The sequence below is a fragment of the Bosea beijingensis genome, assembly GCF_030758975.1.
GTDB classification, from domain to species: domain Bacteria; phylum Pseudomonadota; class Alphaproteobacteria; order Rhizobiales; family Beijerinckiaceae; genus Allobosea; species Allobosea beijingensis.
This window is the reverse complement of record NZ_CP132359.1, coordinates 706,399-722,606: the sequence shown is the minus strand read 5'-3', so window position 1 is coordinate 722,606 and position 16,208 is coordinate 706,399. Positions and strand designations below refer to the sequence as shown.

The following is a 16,208-nucleotide window of genomic DNA, read 5'->3' as shown; positions in this document are numbered from 1 at the left end:
ATACATCGTCTCGGATAATCTGGGTCGCGCTCAAGACGGGTTTCATCGTTGGGCCGAAAGTAGTTTATTCTTTTGATACGCAAGGGGGAATATTCAAGGCTGCCTTTATCATGCATATATGCTTGATATTGCTATGGTCTGTATGTATTTATGCATTTCTGAGGCATTTTCCTGATTTTTGAAATTTGCCTCCCTGGATTGAACTCGGCGGAGATGTCGATAGGGCCGATCCCCGGTTGACCCGGATCGGCGTCAGTTCTTCACCGTCCCGGCCTTGTAGAGCCGGACCGGCGAGCCGGGCGCGCGCCTGATCGTGCCCTTGGCTTCGAGATCGAGCTGCACGGCCTTCAGCCACCATCCCGCCGTCTTGCCCTGTGGAAACAGAGTGTCGGGCAGATGCGGCAGCAGCGCTTCCTTGGCTTCGGAAACCTTCAGGCCCGGCGCGGCCTCCGGCAGGATGTTCAGCAGCGCCTTGCGCATCCCGAGGTATTTGGCCCGGTCGACCCGCTCGGTCTTGCCGGGCGTATTGACGTTCTCGATCTCGATCTTGTCGTCAGCCATCGATCTCTCTCGCTGCTGCGGTTCTGAAACATACGGCTGTCATTCCGGGGCGCGCCGCAGGCGCGAACCCGGAACCCACGACTGGGTAGGACATTCCGTATTCATTGCCGGCGGCTCGCCCAGTCGTGGCTTCCGGGTTCCTCGCTGCGCGAAGCCCCGGAATGACAAGAGCGGCGCCGACCGGCAACGTTTGAACAGTGACGCGCACAATCTGATCCGAAAGAGGTCAATCCATGTCATGAGCGAGCTCCGCGCCGGGCTCGCGCCCCTCATACCTGCGGCGCCCTGTTCACCGGTCTCGCCATCGCTATGATCGCCATCATGGAATCGACCCTGAAGGGGAAGCAGGCGCCGCGCCGCCGCTTCCGTTGCCGCACCCGCGGACCTGTCTGCGCCCCGCGCTTCACCTCGCGGGGCTGACCGGGAACGCATCGTCGTCTCATCGTCAGCCTTTGTTGGCGCGCTCTTGCGCGCATGCCTGACTTGATGAGATTCCGATGTCCCTGATCACCCTGAAAGACCTGTCGCTCGCTCGTAGCGCTCCCCTGTTTGCCGGCCTCGACCTCGCCATCGCCAAGGGCGACCGGCTCGGCCTCGTCGTCGCCAATGGGCGCGGCAAGTCTTCGCTCCTGCGCATCCTGGCCGGCACCGAGGAAGCGAGCGGCGGAACGCTGACTCGCTCGCGCGGCCTCGTCACCGCCTTCGCGCCGCAGGATCCGCCCGAACGCCTGCTGACGATGAGCCTCTACGATGCCGTGCTGGATGCGCTCGATGCCGAGGCGGCCGAGTCCGAGAGCTGGCGCGTCGACGTGCTGCTCGACGATCTCATGGTCGAGGAGAGCCTGCGTGCCCGCGCAGTCGGCAGCCTCTCCGGCGGCTGGCAGCGCACGATGCTGCTGGCGCGGGCGGTGGTGATCGAGCCGGACCTGCTCTTGCTGGACGAGCCGACGAACCATCTCGATCTCGAACGCATCGGCCTGCTGGAACGCTTCCTCGCCAATCTGCCGCGCGACTGCGCCGTGATAGCCGCCAGCCATGACCGCGCATTTCTCGACGATGTCAGCACGCGCACCCTGTTTCTGCGTCCGGCCGAGAGCGCCGATTTCGCCTTGCCCTATTCGCACGCCCTGCAGGCTCTGGAAGAGCGCGACGCGGCGCGGGGCCGGCAGTTCGAGAACGAGATGCGCAAGGTCAAGGCGCTTCGCCAACAGGCGGCCAAGCTGAAGAATATCGGCATCAATTCCGGCTCCGACCTGCTGGTGGTCAAGACCAAGCAACTGTCCGAACGCGCCGACAAGCTGGAGGAACAGGCCAGGCCCGGTCACAAGGAGCGCTCGGCCGGCACGATCCGGCTGGCCAGCAGCGGCACCCATGCCAAGGCGCTGGTCTCGATCAAGGAAACGACAGTCGGCACGCCGGACGGGCGCCTGCTGTTCCGCACCGGTCCGCTCTGGATCGAGAAGGGCGACCGCATCGCGCTGCTCGGCGCCAACGGCAGCGGCAAGACGCGCTTCGTCGCGCGCTTGCAGGCGGCGCTGGGCGGCTCGGATCCGGAGATCCGCGGCGCCGCGACCCTGAAGGCCGGCTGTTCCGATCAGGGCCTGTCGCAGCTCGACGCCTGGCGCACGCCCTGGGATGCGGTGAAGCATTCCAGCGATCTCGGCGACCAGACGGCGCGCACCGTGCTGGCCGGCGCCGGGATCGCCAGCGAAGCGCAGACTGCACCGACGGCACGCCTCTCGGGCGGGCAGCGCGCGCGGCTCGCGATGCTGCTGCTGCGCCTGATCGAGCCGAACTTCTACCTGCTGGACGAGCCGACCAACCATCTCGATATCGAGGGGCAGGACATGCTGGAGAGCGAATTGATCAAGCAGGAAACGGCTTGCCTGCTGGTCAGCCATGACCGCGCCTTCGTGCGGGCGGTGGCGACGCGGATCTGGGTCATCGCCGGCAAGAAGCTGGTCGAGGTCGACGATCCCGATCCGGTCTTCGACCGATTGATGGCGGGATGACGCGGGTTCAGCGCGGCCAGCGGTAATCGTCGAGCCGGCCCGGAAGCGGGTCCGGCGCGATGCCCTGGCCGAAGACGCGTTCGAGCTGGAGGGCGGCGTCGCCGCGCCCGCGCGCCTCGGCGATCGAGGCGAGCAGCGGCTGCTCGGAGAGCGCGGCCTGGCCGGTGAGTGGCTGGATCGGCCCGGCGAGCGGGCGGGCCTGCAAGGCGGCGGGCAGGCCGATCGTCGGCACGCCCGCGACCATCTGGTCGATCAGGCGCTCGACGCCGCCGGGCTGGAGCTCCGGCGCGCTGGGGGCGCCGGTCTCGGGCGAGACGGGCAGGGCGATGACGCTGTTCTGCGGGGCGGCCTCGATCATCCGGCGGATGACGAGATCGACGAAATGCGCGGCCTTGCGGGCGCCGGCCGCGGTGAAATGGATGCCGTCGCCGAGGCGCAGGCGCACCGGCTGGCCGGAGACGTCCGGGCCGGTCGCGGCATAGCGGTTCTCGGCATCGACGAAGCCGCCCCAGAGATCGACATATTGCCCGCCCGCCTTCTCGACACGCTGGCGATAGAGGTCGTTGAAGGTGACGAGATCGGCCGAGAGCCGTCCGTTCTGCATCGGCGGCGCACCGACCCAGATCAAGGGCACGCGCTTGCCGGCGAAGGCGTTGGCGATGGCGTCGATCCGGTCGCTGTAGAGTTCGAGCCAGCGCGGACTCAAGGGTTCGTGGACGGTCTCGCCCTCGCGCATCGGCTGGCGGTCGTTGAGGCCCAGCAGGACGACGCCGATGCTGATCTTCTGGTCGCTGGCGAGCAGCTCGGAGATCGTCTTCGGCCAGTCGTAGAAGTCGCTGCGCACCAGGCCGGAATCGGGCTTGGCCTTGTGGATCACCTCGACATCGGGCCGGTTGTTGAGGGCGTCGTCCAGGCCGTTCGCCAGGAGATTGGCGAGGGAATCGCCCATGACCACGATGCGGCTGGTGACATCGACCTTGGGGATGACCGGATCGTCGCGGACGACGACGGGCGCATCGCGGCGGCGGACGGCCGGCGCGACGCGCTGGCGCGGCTGCGGCGTCGCGTTTCGCGGCTGGGCCGGGATCTGCCAGAACATCTGGAACAGGCTGCGCTGTTGCGGCTGCTGCTGGGCGAGAGAGGTCGGCCCGCCCGTCAGCAGGAGCAGGCAGGCGGCAGCCAGAACCATGGCGAGCGAGCGCAGGCGCATAGGCCGATCCGGTGGTTCCCCTTCGCTCCCCATTATAGGCCCGGGCCGGCCCGAAGTCAGCGCTTGCCGCGCAGCTTCGACAGCAGGGCCGGCGTGGGATAGCCGTCGGCGATCTCGCCGGCGCTGATCTGGTAGCGGCGGACCGCCTCGCGCGTGCCTGTGCCGATGCGGCCATCAGCATCGTGATTGTAGAGGCCGAGCGCCTTCAGGCGGTTCTGGAGATCGCGGGTCGCGGCCATGTCGAGGCGCGGGGCCTTGGTCGGCCAGTTGCCCTGGATCGCGGCGCGCCCGGCGATGCGGTCGCCGAGATGGCCGACGGCCATCGCATAGGCATCCGACGAGTTGTATTTCTTGATGACGTCGAAATTGGCAGTGAGCAGCATCACCGGGCCGGTATGACCGGCCGGATAGAACAGGCGGCCTTCGCCGGAGGAGGGCAGGCGCCCGCCATCGGCGCGGCGGATGCCGGCGGAAGCGAAGCTGGAGAAGCTCGCCTTGTCCAGGCGGTGGTCGAAGCCGGCAGGAAGCGTCACCTCCATGCCCCAGGGCAGGCCGGGCACCCAGCCATAGCCCTTGAGATAATTGGCGGTTGAGGCGATGGCGTCGCTCGACGAGGTCCAGATGTCGGCGTGGCCGTCGCCGGTCCAGTCGACCGCATATTTCATGTAGCTCGACGGCATGAACTGGGTGTGGCCCATGGCGCCAGCCCAGGAGCCTTTCAATTCGCTGCGCTCGACATGGCCCTTCTCGATCAGTTCGAGAGCGGTCAGGAGTTCATCGCGGAAGAAGTCGCCGCGATAGCGGATCGAAGCCAGCGTCGCGAGCGAGCGGATGACATCCTTGCCGCCCTTGAACGAGCCGTAATTGGTCTCCATGCCCCAGACGCCGAGGACGACCTCCTTGGGCACGCCGTAGCGCGCCTCGACCTGCGCGAGCACGGAGGCATTTTCGGCCGCGGCCTCGCGCCCGCGCTGGATGCGCGAGCCGCCGACGGCATTCTCCAGATAGTTCCAGATCGGGGCGCTGAACTCGGACTGCTTCTTCGTCAGCGCGACGATCGACGGATCCGGCGTCACGCCGCGGAAGGCGAGGTCGAACGTGGCGCGCGAAATGCCGCGGCCTTGAGCCAGCGGCCAGAGCCGTTGCACGAAAACGTCGAAGGAGGCGCTCGCCGGGGTCGCCTGCGCATTGCTGCGGGCCTGGGCGCCGGACGCGTTGATCGAGCCGGTGGTCTGGGCCAGCGCCGGTGCCAGGCTGATCAGGACTGAGGCTGCGATGACGGACAGACGCATGGACACTCCCGGCGAATGCTGGATGGAAACATCTTCACAGCGCCCGAACAAGATTAACCAAGGGTTAAGGGAGCGCCAGTGGGGTGGCGTCCGGACCTGTCAGCGACACTAAGGCGCGGCTGGCAATGAGACGTGTTCGTGATTTGACAAGCCTCGGTGATTGTCAGACTCTCGGCGGATGAACAGCGCGTCCCCCTTCCGCCGCGGCCTGCACCGCTCGGGCAACCTCATCGCGGGCTTCTAGCCCCGGGCCTGTCGCGCTTGGCGCCTCCGGTTCGGGGGCGCTTCCTCTTCCCAGTTTCCCTGCGAGTTCGACCTTTGGATGCCGTGCGGTTTTCGTCCGCCGGCGGGCGCTCGCCTTTTCGATGAAAGACCTGTCCTGATGTCCACCAAGCGTCCCGCCATCACCGTCACGGCCGCGGACCATGCCATGCTGAGCCGCATCGCGGCCGGCGCGGCCCATACCATGCCCGACCTCGCTGCCGAGCTGACCCATGAGCTCGATCGCGCCCGCATCCTGCCGGAGGGCCGCGTCTCGCATGACCATGCCCGGATCGGCAGCCAGATCGTCTATCGCGACGAGAGCACCAAGCGGGAGACCGCCGTCACGTTGGTATGGCCTGAGCATGCCGATATCGAGAAGAACCGCATCTCGGTGATGACGCCGATCGGCGTCGCGTTGATCGGTATGGCGGCCGAGCGATCGATCGACTGGACGACGCGCTCGGGCGACGTGAAGCGCCTGACCGTGCTGGAGGTTCGCGAGCCGGCGCAGGAGCAGGCCGCGTCCTGACTCCCTCCTGTCATTCCGAGGGCATGCCGCAGGCGCGGCCCCCGGAATGACAGAGGTCGCCTGATCGGGGCTGCCTCGTAACCGCGCATGGGCGCTAGTCAATGTGAATGGACAGATCGAACAGGTCCGGATGGCTCACAAGGCCGTCCTCATCCGCCATTCTTTGCCGCCACAAAGCATTGAACGAGCCCGAAAGCGAGTCGATCCGGTTGTCCGCAGTCGTGGGATTGTGAATGTTCGACAGGAGCGCCATGTCCGTTTCGAAGAGGCTGATCACCCAGCCGTCGAAATCCTGAAGCGGCGAGACGAGCCGGTCGACGACGGCCGAATAAGCGGCGTTGTTTTCCATCCGCTTGGCATCCAGGCCGCCGCGGCAGGCCATCTCCAACTGGTCGATGGCGGTCTGGAGACGATTGATCTCCTTCTTCCCCTGCGTGATCTTCCACAGCAGGAGCTTGAAGAGCCTGGCCCGGATCTGGCCGATCTTTGCGGGAGACGGGTGGATGGCTTTTGAGCGCAGAAGCTTTTCGAAGCCGTCGAGATAGCCAAATCGGATCAGATAGCGATTGATCTCTGCTGCTTTCATGACGCGCCTCTGGTTTTGGCGTCGACTCCGAAAAGCGGGGAGCGATCTGAGCGAACTGTACCTCGTTTATCGTCGCGAGCCTCGGTAAGGTTCACATTGGCGGGCTGAATTCACACTCCGTCAAAGAGGGTGGTGCTGCCTGCGCGAGGCAAGCGGCGTGAATCTCAGGCCGAGGCGTTCTTCATCCTGAGCTTCTCTTCCCAGGCGAGCGCCTGGCCGACGATCTCGTCGAGATCGTCATGCTCCGGCTGCCAGCCCAGTTCGGCGCGGATGCGGTCGGCCCGGGCGATCAGCGAGGCCGGGTCGCCGGCCCTGCGTTCCGCCAGCGTCACCGGGAAATCGACGCCGGATACCTTCTTCACGACCTCGACGACCTCCTTCACCGAATAACCGCGGCCATAGCCGCAGTTCAGCGTGAGGCTCTCTCCGCCGCCGCGCAGATGGTCGAGCGCAGCCAGATGCGCGCGGGCGAGATCGGTGACGTGGATATAGTCGCGCACGCAGGTGCCGTCCGGCGTCGCATAGTCGGTGCCGAAGACGGTGAGGCCGTCGCGCTGGCCGAGCGCCGCCTGGCTCGCGACCTTGATGAGATGGGTCGCGTTCGGCGAGGACTGGCCGGAGCGGCCCTTCGGATCGGCGCCGGCGACGTTGAAATAGCGCAGCGCCACGTAGGAGAAGCCATGGGCCTTGGCCGCGTCCTGCAGCATCCACTCGCTCATCAATTTCGAGCGGCCATAGGGGTTGATCGGGTTCAGCGCGATCTCTTCCGGCACAGGCGAGACCGGCGGCTCGCCATAGACGGCGGCTGTGGAGGAGAAGATCACGTGCTTCACGCCCTTGCGGGCGGCGCTCTCGATCAGCCCGCGGGTCTTCACGGTATTGTTGAAATAATAGCCCAGAGGGTCGGAAACGGATTCCGGAACCACGATCCTGGCGGCGAAATGCGCGATCTCGGTGATCTCATATTCGCCGATCAGGCCCTCGACGAGTTCCTGGTTGCCGATATCGCCCTGGACGAAGATCGCCTCGGGCGGCACCGCCCACCAGAAGCCGGTCGAGAGATTGTCGAGCACCACGACCTTCTCGCCGCGATCCAGCAATTCCAGAACCATGTGGCTGCCGATGTAGCCGGCGCCGCCGGAAACCAATACCGCCATCGTCTCTCTCGCCTCATCTTCGTCAGGAACCGGATCTATCGAAAAACCGTTGACGGCTTCTCAAGGCCTGTCAGCTAATACCGCCTGATGGCCGCCAACCATGACAGTTGTGCGGCCGTTCCCATCACTGCCTGGCTTCGGCAAGGCTATTGCGCCCAATGGATTTTTCATGACGAAACGCATCCGCAAGGCCGTTCTTCCCGTCGCTGGTCTTGGCACCCGCTTCCTGCCCGCCACCAAGGCGATCCCGAAGGAGATGCTCACCATCGTCGACCGTCCGGTCGTGCAGCATGTCGTGGACGAGGCGCGCGCCGCCGGCATCGAGCATTTCATCTTCGTCACCGGCCGCAACAAGGCAGTGATCGAGGACCATTTCGACATGGCCTACGAGCTCGACGACACGTTGGCCAAGCGCAACAAGACGAAGGAACTGGAGGCGCTGAAGCACGACCTGCCGGCCGCCGGCGCGACCAGCTTCACCCGCCAGCAGGCGCCGCTCGGCCTCGGCCATGCCGTCTGGTGCGCGCGCGAGATCGTCGGTGACGAGCCCTTCGCGCTGCTGCTGCCCGACATGCTGCATTACAGCGCCGGCAAAGGCTGCCTCGCCGAGATGATCGAGGCCTATGACCAGCATGGCGGCAACCATATCGCCGTCGCCCCCGTGCCGGACGACCAGACCCATCAATATGGCATCGTCGGTGTCCAGGACGCCAAGGCCAAGGTCTCGAAGATCACCGGCATGGTCGAGAAGCCGCCGAAGGGCACGGCCCCGTCCAATCTCCACATCACCGGCCGTTACATCTTGCAGCCCACGATCTTCAACCTGCTCGCCAATCAGGAGAAGGGCGCAGGCGGCGAGATCCAGTTGACCGATTCGATGATCGCGCTGTCGCGGCAGGAAGCGTTCCATGCCGTGCGTTTCGACGGCGAGATTTACGATACCGGCTCGAAGATCGGCTTCCTCACGGCGAATATCGCCTATGCGCTCGATCGCGGCGACCTCGGCCCGCAGTTGCGCGCTGAAATCGAGAAGCTGCTCGACCGCTGAGCGGCACACGGCTCGTTCAACTCAGCCCTCGTCCTGAGGAGCTGTTCCGAATAGGAATGGCACCTCGAAGGGTGAGGGCTTACGTCTTGCTGACGGTGCAAAGTTGAGTGACCAGAGTCTTGTCTTCGACCGGGCACTCGGCCGTTCGCGGCTGAGGCGCGCGCTGGCCGGCGACTATCCGGATTTCCTGCTGCAACGTGCGGCCGGGGATCTGGAGGATCGGCTTGGCGCGGTGCTGCGTGAATTCGCGGTCGCGGCCGACCTCGGCACCCCGCTGCCGGTCCTCGCCCCCATTCTCGCCGGCAAGGCTGGTCGTGTCCTGCGCATGGCCGAAGCCAGGGGCGGTCAGGCCGATCTCGTCGGCGATCTTGAGAGCCTGCCTTTCGCTGCTGGTTCGCTCGATCTCGCCGTTTCGCTGCTGGCGCTGCACGGGGTCAACGACCTGCCTGGCGCCTTCATCCAGATCAAGCGGGCGCTGAAGCCCGACGGGCTGTTCATGGGCTGTCTGCTCGGCGGGCGCACCTTGCAGGAGATTAGGCAGGCCTTGCTCGAAGCCGAGAGCGAGACGACGGGCGGGGTCAGCCCGCGCGTCGCGCCCTTCGCCGACCTGCGCGATCTCGGCGGGCTCCTGCAGCGCGCCGGTTTCGCATTGCCGGTCATCGACAGTGAGATCGTGACGGTGCGCTATCGCGACGCCTTCGGGCTGTTCCGCGACCTGCGCGCCATGGGCTGGGCCAACACGCTCGTCGCCCGGCGCAAGACGCCATCGCGGCGCGAGACGCTGCTGCGCGCGGCTTCGCTCTATGCCGAACGTTTTGCCGATCCGGACGGGCGCCTGCCGGCGACGTTCGAATTCGTCTGGGTCTCCGGTTGGGCGCCGCATGAGAGCCAGCAGAAACCATTGAAGCCGGGCTCGGCCAAAACGCGGCTGGCCGATGCGCTCGGCGTGCCGGAGATCAAGGCGGGCGAGAAGCCGGGAGGTGTGGAATGAGCGAACGCCAGCCCCGCCTGACCCGCGCCGATTTCCGCGCCTTCCGCGCCATTCCGACGCGCTGGCATGACAACGACGCCTTCGGCCACGTCAACAACGTGGTCTATTATGGCTGGTTCGACACCGCGGTGAATGCCTGGCTGATCGAGAACGGCTTCCTCGACCTTTCCGGCAGCGACATAGTCGGGCTCGTGGCCGAGACCGGCTGCACCTATTTCGAGAGCGTCGCCTTCCCCGAGACCGTGGAGGCCGGGATCGCCGTCGAGCGGCTCGGCAACAGCTCGGTGACCTATCGCATCGGCATCTTCCGGCAGGGTGGCGATCAAGCGGCGGCGCAAGGGCGCTTCACCCACGTCTATGTCGAGCGGGCGAGCCAGAAGCCCGTGCCGATCCCGCCGCCGCTCAGGGCTGCGCTTGCCGCCATCCAGCGCTGAAAGCGCCGTCCGCACCGGGAATGTTGTCTCGCGGGCCGAGGCAGGCTATGCCCCTGCCAACCCCTATCGCCGGACCCGCCAGGAACCCTGAGCCCGTGATTCCGAACGACATCAAGATCACCCCGCAGCTCGTCGCCGAGCACGGCCTGAAGCCGGACGAGTATCAGCGCTTCCTGCATCTGATCGGCCGCGAGCCGACGATCACGGAACTCGGCATCGTCTCGGCGATGTGGAACGAGCACTGCTCCTACAAGTCGTCGAAGATTCATCTGAAGACGCTGCCGACCAAGGCGCCCTGGGTGATCCAGGGCCCGGGCGAGAATGCCGGCGTCATCGATATCGGCGAGGGCACGGCCATCGTCTTCAAGATGGAGAGCCATAACCACCCGTCCTTCATCGAGCCCTATCAGGGCGCGACGACGGGCGTCGGCGGCATCCTGCGCGACGTCTTCACCATGGGCGCGCGCCCGATCGCGGTGCTGGATGCGCTGCGCTTCGGCTCGCCCGATCATCCGAAGACCCGCCACCTCGTCTCCGGCGTGGTTGCCGGCATCGGCGGCTACGGCAATTCCTTCGGCGTGCCGAATGTCGGCGGCGCCACCGGCTTCCATACGCGCTATGACGGCAATATCCTCGTCAACGCCATGGCGGTCGGCATCGCCCAGGCCGACGAGATCTTCTACGCCAAGGCTTCGGGCGTCGGTAAGGCGATCGTCTATCTCGGCTCCAAGACCGGCCGCGACGGCATCCACGGCGCGACCATGGCCTCGGCCGAATTCGACGACAAGTCGGAGGAGAAGCGTCCGACCGTGCAGGTCGGCGACCCCTTCGCCGAGAAGCTGCTGCTCGAAGCCTGCCTCGAGATCATGGCCGCCGGCCATGTCGACGCGATCCAGGACATGGGCGCGGCCGGCCTGACCTGCTCGGCCGTCGAGATGGGCGCCAAGGGCGACCTCGGCGTCGAACTGGACCTCGACAAGGTGCCCTGCCGCGAGGAGGGCATGAGCGCCTATGAGATGATGCTGTCGGAGAGCCAGGAGCGCATGCTCATGGTGATCAAGCCCGGCCATGAGGACGCCGCCGAGGCGATCTTCAAGAAGTGGGGCCTGGACTTCGCGGTCATCGGCCACACCACCGACACGCTGCGCTTTGTCGTGAAGCATCAGGGCGAGGTCATGGCCGACCTGCCGATCAAGGAGCTCGGCGACGAGGCTCCCGAATACGACCGGCCCTGGATCGAGACCGCGCCGCAGCAGCGCATCGCGGCCGAGACGGTGACACCGCCTTGCGGCAATGCGGAAGCCTTGAAGAAGCTGATCGGCTCGCCGGACCTGTCGTCCAAGCGCTGGATCTGGGAGCAGTACGACACGCTGATTCTCGGCAATTCGGCGGTGACGCCGGGCGGCGATGCCGGCGTGATCCGCATCGAGGACGGGCCGCGGGGCCTCGCCATGACCGCAGACGTGACGCCGCGCTATTGCGAGGCCGATCCGTTCGAGGGCGGCAAGCAGGCGGTGGCGGAAGCCTGGCGCAACCTGACCGCTACGGGTGCTACACCGCTGGCCATCACCGACAACCTGAATTTCGGCAACCCCGAGAAACCGGAGGTCATGGGCCAGCTCGTCGGCTGTGTCCGCGGCATCGGCGAGGCCTGCAAGGGGCTCGACTTCCCGGTCGTCTCCGGCAACGTCTCGCTCTACAACGAGACCAATGGCGTCTCGATCCTGCCGACCCCGACCATCGGCGGCGTCGGCGTCATGGCCGATGTCACCAAGCACGCGACCGTCGCCTTCAAGGCCGCGGGCGAGGCGATCATCCTGATCGGCGAGACCGCCGGCTGGCTCGGCCAGAGTGCCTATCTTGCGACCGTTTGCGGCCGCGAGGAGGGCGCCCCGCCGCCGGTCGACCTCGCGATCGAGCGTCGCAACGGCGATTTCGTGCGCGGGCTGATCGCGTCGGGCAAGGTCTCGACCTGCCATGACTTGTCGGATGGTGGCCTGGCCGTGGCGCTTGCCGAGATGGCGATGGCCAAGGGTATCGGAGCCACCATCGAGACGCTGCCGGCCGGCCCCGTCCATGCCGCGCTCTTCGGCGAGGATCAGGCGCGCTATGCCCTGACCGTCCCGGCGGGCGAAGCCGATGCGGTGATCGCGGCGGCGAAGGCTGCCGGCGTGCCGGCGCTTGCCATCGGCAAGACCGGCGGCGCTTCGCTTGCATTGCCGGGCGAGCCGGCTCTGGCGATCGCCGATCTCCGCAAGATCCATGAAGACTGGCTGCCGTCCTACATGGCTGGCAAGGCGGCCTGAGGAGTTCGACCCATGGCGATGGATGCCCACGAGATCGAACGCATGATCAAGGCGGCGCTGCCGGATGCGGCGATCGAGATCAAGGATCTGGCCGGCGACGGCGACCACTATGCCGCGACCGTCGTCTCGGCCGCCTTCAAGGGCAAGACCCGGGTGCAGCAGCACCAGATGGTCTATGCTGCGCTCCAGGGGAATATGGGCGGCGTGCTGCACGCCCTTGCGCTGACGACCAGCGTTCCCCAAGATTAGAACAGTAGCATCCGGCGGGCCTTGAACCCGCTTCAGGAGAGACACGATGTCCGACGTCAATGCCCGCATCGAAGCGGAAGTGAAGAACAACGACGTGGTGCTCTTCATGAAGGGCACGCCGCAATTCCCGATGTGCGGCTTCTCCGGCCAGGTCGCGCAGATCCTCGGCTATATCGGCGTGCCCTATAAGGGCGTGAACGTGCTCGAGGACCAGGAAATCCGCGAGGGCATCAAGGCCTTCTCGAACTGGCCGACGATCCCGCAGCTCTACGTCAAGGGCGAGTTCGTCGGCGGTTGCGACATCACCCGCGAGATGTTCCAGGCCGGCGAATTGCAGCAGCTCTTCGAAGAGAAGGGCATCGCGGTGAAGCAGGCGAGCTAAGGCTCGCCGGTTTCCCGATCAGCTTTCTGACCTGAGCGCTTTCGTCAAGCCGCCGCGCATTGCGGGTGCGGCTTGCGGACGCGTTCGGTCGAGGCCGGGTATTTCTCCAGCATCCGCTCCGGCCTGATCGGCCGGCGCACGAGATCGCCGCCGCAGTTCGGGCAGGTGCCGGCGAAGCGTGTCTCCACGCAATCGGCGCAAAACGTGCATTCGAAGGTGCAGATCAGGGCGTCGCGCGATTGCGGCGGCAGGTCGCGGTCGCAGCATTCGCAGTTCGGGCGCAATTGCAGCATGGCGTCGTCTCCTTCCGACAGGCCGGAACAATGACCGCAAACGAGGTTGAAACCAGCGATTTCGCGTGATCCGACCGATCACCGCGGCGGATCGATAGGCCGCCCGTTACTTCACCAACAGCCAGTCGTCGATCACCAGCGCGTCGAGCCCGCTGGTATAGAACATCAGGATCGCGTCCTCCGCCGTGTGCAGGATCGGCTTGCCCATGATGTTGAAGGAGGTGTTGAGGATCACCGGCACGCCCGTCAGATCATGGAAGGCCGAGATCAGCGCGTGATAACGCGGGTTGCGCTCGGCGGTGACACTCTGGAGGCGCCCCGTCGCATCCTCATGAACGACAGCCGGAACGCGGTCTCGGACTGCTTCCTTCCACACCAGCGTGCGCTCCATATAGGGCGCGTCCTGATAGTGCTCGAACCAGTCGGCGGCATGCTCGGCCAGGATCGAGGGCGCGAAGGGCCGGAAGGCCTCGCGGTACTTCACCTTGGCGTTGAGGATGTCCTTGGCGTCGGCGGGGCGCGGATCGGCGATGATCGAGCGGTTGCCGAGCGCACGCGGGCCGAACTCGGCGCGACCCTGCACCCAGCCGATCAGCTTGCCCTCGGTCAGGAGCCTGGCGGTGACCGGCGCGATCTCGTCGGGAGCAAGCTTGCGCAGCCGCTTCTCCCAGAGCTGCATGCGCTCGAAGGGTTCGGTCGAGACTGTCGAGCCGAGATAGGGAGTGAGCGGTCCCTTGGGTGCGCGCCAGTCCGGATTGGCCTCGGCGTGGGCGAGCCACGCGGCACCGATCGCGTTGCCGTCATCGGCGGGCGCCGAAGGTACGAACACGGTCTTGAAACCGTGGCGGCCGGCGATCTTGCCGTTGAACGAGGAGTTCAGCGCGCAGCCGCCGGCCATGACGAGGTTTTCGCTCGGCACGAGAGCGGCGGCCTCGGCCAGCAGGGCCTCCATCATCTCGGCGAAGACGTCCTGCCCGCAGCGGGCGAGATCGGCCCAGCCCTGGTCGAGGGCGTCGGCCGGGCGCTTCGCCAGGATCTCGGCGGCGACGCCTTGCACCACATCAGCCTTGGCGAAGGAGAGCTTGTGGCCGTCGATCGAGTAGAGCTTGCGCAGCAGCGCCATCAATTCCGGGTCGGTCTTGCCATAGGGTGCGAGCCCCATGATCTTCCATTCCTCGCCCTTGGCCTGGTCGAAGCCGGCGAGGTCGGTGACGAGGCCGAAATAGAAGCCGATCGATTCGCGGCCGCGATGGCGCTTCACTTCGCGGAGCTTGCCGTTCTCCAGCGCGAAGATGGCGGATGCCCCGGTCTCGCCCATGCCGTCGACGACGAGGCAGGCGGCATCGTCGAAGGGCGAGGACCAGCAGGCATAGGCCGCGTGGCTGAGGTGGTGGCCGTAGCGCGTGAGGCCGGTGACGTTCGCCTTGCCATAGGCGCGGTCGAGCCCGAGCAGAACGCCCATGCCGGCGCGCTGCTGGCCGAGATGGAGCGAGGCGATCAGGGCGCGCTCGGTCCGTTCCGGCACCAGCGAGCGATTGAGCTCGGGCGAAAGCTTGAGCAGGGCGTCGAGCGTGAAGGAGCCGGCGCGGGCCATCTGGTCGAGGAAGCCGGTGAAATCCTCGCCCCAGCTCGTGGCGATGCGGACCTCGGCTGCCTTGGGGATGTAGCGCTTCAGCAGGCCTTCCATGCGCGGTGCCGAATCCGGCTCGCAGTTCGGCGCGCGCTTGTATTGCAGGTAGCGCTCGGTCGCTTCCGCGAAGAGAACCTCGCCATCGGGGCCGATGATCGCGATGGCGGGATCGTGGAAGGTGGTGGCAAGGCCGATCGTATAGGTCATGCCCTGCCTTACCCTTGTCGGCGCCCCCAGCCAATTGGATTGAGCGGAGAGCGCGACAGGGTGACGCGGTGCCGGGCTACTTCGCGGCGAAAGCGATGCTGGCCGCGACCTTCTCGATGCCGGCCCTGACGCCGTCATAGGCGCTGGCCGGCGCGATCGCGATCAGCCTGACGAAACGCCCGTCGGCTCCGACTGCCATGTATTGCGCGAAGCGCTTCTCGGCGCCGCGATCCGTAGCCGTGCCCGAGAGGAGGATGCCGGACGATCCGGCGAAGGGCACGCGCTCGCGCTTGGTGATCGTGGCGGTTTCGAGGTTCTTGGTCTGCTTGAGCAGCGCCTCGGCGCCGGCTTCGAGCTTGTCGGTCGGGATCGGTGCGGAAAGCTGATAGGCGACGACGATGATCGGCTGCGTGCCGGACGGGTCGGCGTCGAGCGGGCCGGCGGTCATCAGCACGCCCGAACCGCCAAGCGTATCGATGACCCGGAACGGCTCGGCAGCCGCGACCGTGAAGGGCAGGGCCTTGAGCTTGTCGGCCATGCTGGGCGGGGCTCCGAGCGAGACCGTCTTTAGCATCGCGACGATATCGTCGGGTTCGAGATCGGCGCCATCCGGCGACTGGACGGTGATCAGCACGGTCCTCTCGCCCTTCAGCAGCACCATCCACTTGTCGTAGCTCGTGCCGTTCGCTTCCTGGCTGCCGGTGATCAGCGGCGCCGGGCCGGCGGCGGTCTCGATCGTTTCGATGTCGTCGACGGTGATGTTCTGGCGAGCGAAGTTCGCCTTGGCCTTGTCGATATCCTTGAAGATCGGGGCGAGCTGGTCATGCGCCTGAGGCGGCAGTTCGGCGACGAGGAGCGAGGCCTTGGTGCTGGCGCTTTCGAGCCCGGCGAAGGTTGTCGATGACGTGAAGCCGGTGAGCGGCACGAGCGAGACGGTTGTGCCGGTGATGGCCTTGCGGTCCTGGGCCTGAGCGATGCCGAGGCCGGCGCCCAGCAGAGACAAAGCGAGGAGGCAGCGCAGAAGCGCTGTGCGGAAGACGGATATGCTCACGATTGA

The 16,208-nt window shown here is 66.1% G+C and carries 16 protein-coding genes; 8 read left to right on the top strand and 8 right to left on the bottom strand.

The window, feature by feature from the left end; all coding sequences use genetic code 11:
• Window positions 1-252: 252 nt before the first annotated feature.
• Complete coding sequence (locus Q9235_RS03605) at window positions 253-561, bottom strand: DUF6958 family protein (protein WP_306225425.1); 309 nt, start codon at window positions 559-561, stop codon at window positions 253-255.
• 497 nt (window positions 562-1,058) lie between these two features.
• Here Q9235_RS03605 and Q9235_RS03600 point away from each other — a divergent pair, with 497 nt between their 5' ends.
• Window positions 1,059-2,573, top strand: coding sequence for an ABC-F family ATP-binding cassette domain-containing protein (locus Q9235_RS03600; RefSeq protein WP_306225423.1), 1,515 nt, complete (start codon window positions 1,059-1,061; stop codon window positions 2,571-2,573).
• Window positions 2,574-2,580: 7 nt separating this feature from the next.
• On the opposite strand, the gene Q9235_RS03595 is transcribed toward Q9235_RS03600, so the two are convergent.
• On the bottom strand, window positions 2,581-3,783 hold the full coding sequence (locus tag Q9235_RS03595; RefSeq protein ID WP_306225422.1) for an SGNH/GDSL hydrolase family protein: 1,203 nt from the start codon (window positions 3,781-3,783) through the stop codon (window positions 2,581-2,583).
• A gap of 56 nt (window positions 3,784-3,839) precedes the next feature.
• Window positions 3,840-5,075, bottom strand: coding sequence for a lytic murein transglycosylase (locus Q9235_RS03590; RefSeq protein WP_306225420.1), 1,236 nt, complete (start codon window positions 5,073-5,075; stop codon window positions 3,840-3,842).
• Window positions 5,076-5,457: 382 nt separating this feature from the next.
• Here Q9235_RS03590 and rnk point away from each other — a divergent pair, with 382 nt between their 5' ends.
• A complete protein-coding gene (gene rnk / locus Q9235_RS03585) occupies window positions 5,458-5,868 on the top strand; it encodes a nucleoside diphosphate kinase regulator (protein ID WP_306225418.1) in 411 nt (136 codons plus the stop codon).
• A 94-nt stretch (window positions 5,869-5,962) separates the two neighbouring features.
• On the opposite strand, the gene Q9235_RS03580 is transcribed toward rnk, so the two are convergent.
• Window positions 5,963-6,454, bottom strand: coding sequence for a hypothetical protein (locus tag Q9235_RS03580; RefSeq protein WP_306225417.1), 492 nt, complete (start codon window positions 6,452-6,454; stop codon window positions 5,963-5,965).
• 164 nt (window positions 6,455-6,618) lie between these two features.
• Entirely contained in the window at window positions 6,619-7,611 is a 993-nt protein-coding gene (galE, locus tag Q9235_RS03575) for a UDP-glucose 4-epimerase GalE (RefSeq protein ID WP_306225416.1), read from the bottom strand.
• Window positions 7,612-7,780: 169 nt separating this feature from the next.
• Between galE and galU the strand changes: the two genes are divergently transcribed.
• From galU to grxD, 6 genes are all read left to right on the top strand, one after another.
• The gene (gene galU / locus Q9235_RS03570; protein ID WP_306225414.1) at window positions 7,781-8,659 is read left to right on the top strand and encodes a UTP--glucose-1-phosphate uridylyltransferase GalU; all 879 of its coding nucleotides are present in this window, start codon (window positions 7,781-7,783) and stop codon (window positions 8,657-8,659) included.
• A 103-nt stretch (window positions 8,660-8,762) separates the two neighbouring features.
• A complete protein-coding gene (locus tag Q9235_RS03565; protein WP_306225413.1) occupies window positions 8,763-9,650 on the top strand; it encodes a methyltransferase domain-containing protein in 888 nt (295 codons plus the stop codon).
• Entirely contained in the window at window positions 9,647-10,084 is a 438-nt protein-coding gene (locus Q9235_RS03560; protein ID WP_306225412.1) for an acyl-CoA thioesterase, read from the top strand. The genes Q9235_RS03565 and Q9235_RS03560 overlap by 4 nt, the downstream gene beginning before the upstream one ends.
• 95 nt (window positions 10,085-10,179) lie before the next feature.
• On the top strand, window positions 10,180-12,390 hold the full coding sequence (purL, locus tag Q9235_RS03555; RefSeq protein ID WP_306225411.1) for a phosphoribosylformylglycinamidine synthase subunit PurL: 2,211 nt from the start codon (window positions 10,180-10,182) through the stop codon (window positions 12,388-12,390).
• A gap of 12 nt (window positions 12,391-12,402) precedes the next feature.
• A complete protein-coding gene (locus Q9235_RS03550; RefSeq protein ID WP_061970071.1) occupies window positions 12,403-12,639 on the top strand; it encodes a BolA family protein in 237 nt (78 codons plus the stop codon).
• Window positions 12,640-12,685: 46 nt separating this feature from the next.
• Complete coding sequence (grxD, locus tag Q9235_RS03545; RefSeq protein WP_061970069.1) at window positions 12,686-13,021, top strand: Grx4 family monothiol glutaredoxin; 336 nt, start codon at window positions 12,686-12,688, stop codon at window positions 13,019-13,021.
• Window positions 13,022-13,065: 44 nt separating this feature from the next.
• Here the strand turns inward: grxD and Q9235_RS03540 are convergent, their stop codons facing one another.
• The 3 genes from Q9235_RS03540 to Q9235_RS03530 all read right to left on the bottom strand — a co-directional run bounded on the left by Q9235_RS03540 (window position 13,066) and on the right by Q9235_RS03530 (window position 16,202).
• Entirely contained in the window at window positions 13,066-13,314 is a 249-nt protein-coding gene (locus Q9235_RS03540; RefSeq protein WP_061970067.1) for a DUF1272 domain-containing protein, read from the bottom strand.
• Between the two features lie 106 nt (window positions 13,315-13,420).
• Complete coding sequence (locus Q9235_RS03535) at window positions 13,421-15,151, bottom strand: carbamoyltransferase family protein (RefSeq protein ID WP_306225410.1); 1,731 nt, start codon at window positions 15,149-15,151, stop codon at window positions 13,421-13,423.
• A gap of 76 nt (window positions 15,152-15,227) precedes the next feature.
• Window positions 15,228-16,202, bottom strand: coding sequence for a hypothetical protein (locus Q9235_RS03530; protein ID WP_306225409.1), 975 nt, complete (start codon window positions 16,200-16,202; stop codon window positions 15,228-15,230).
• Between the last annotated feature and the right edge of the window lie 6 nt (window positions 16,203-16,208).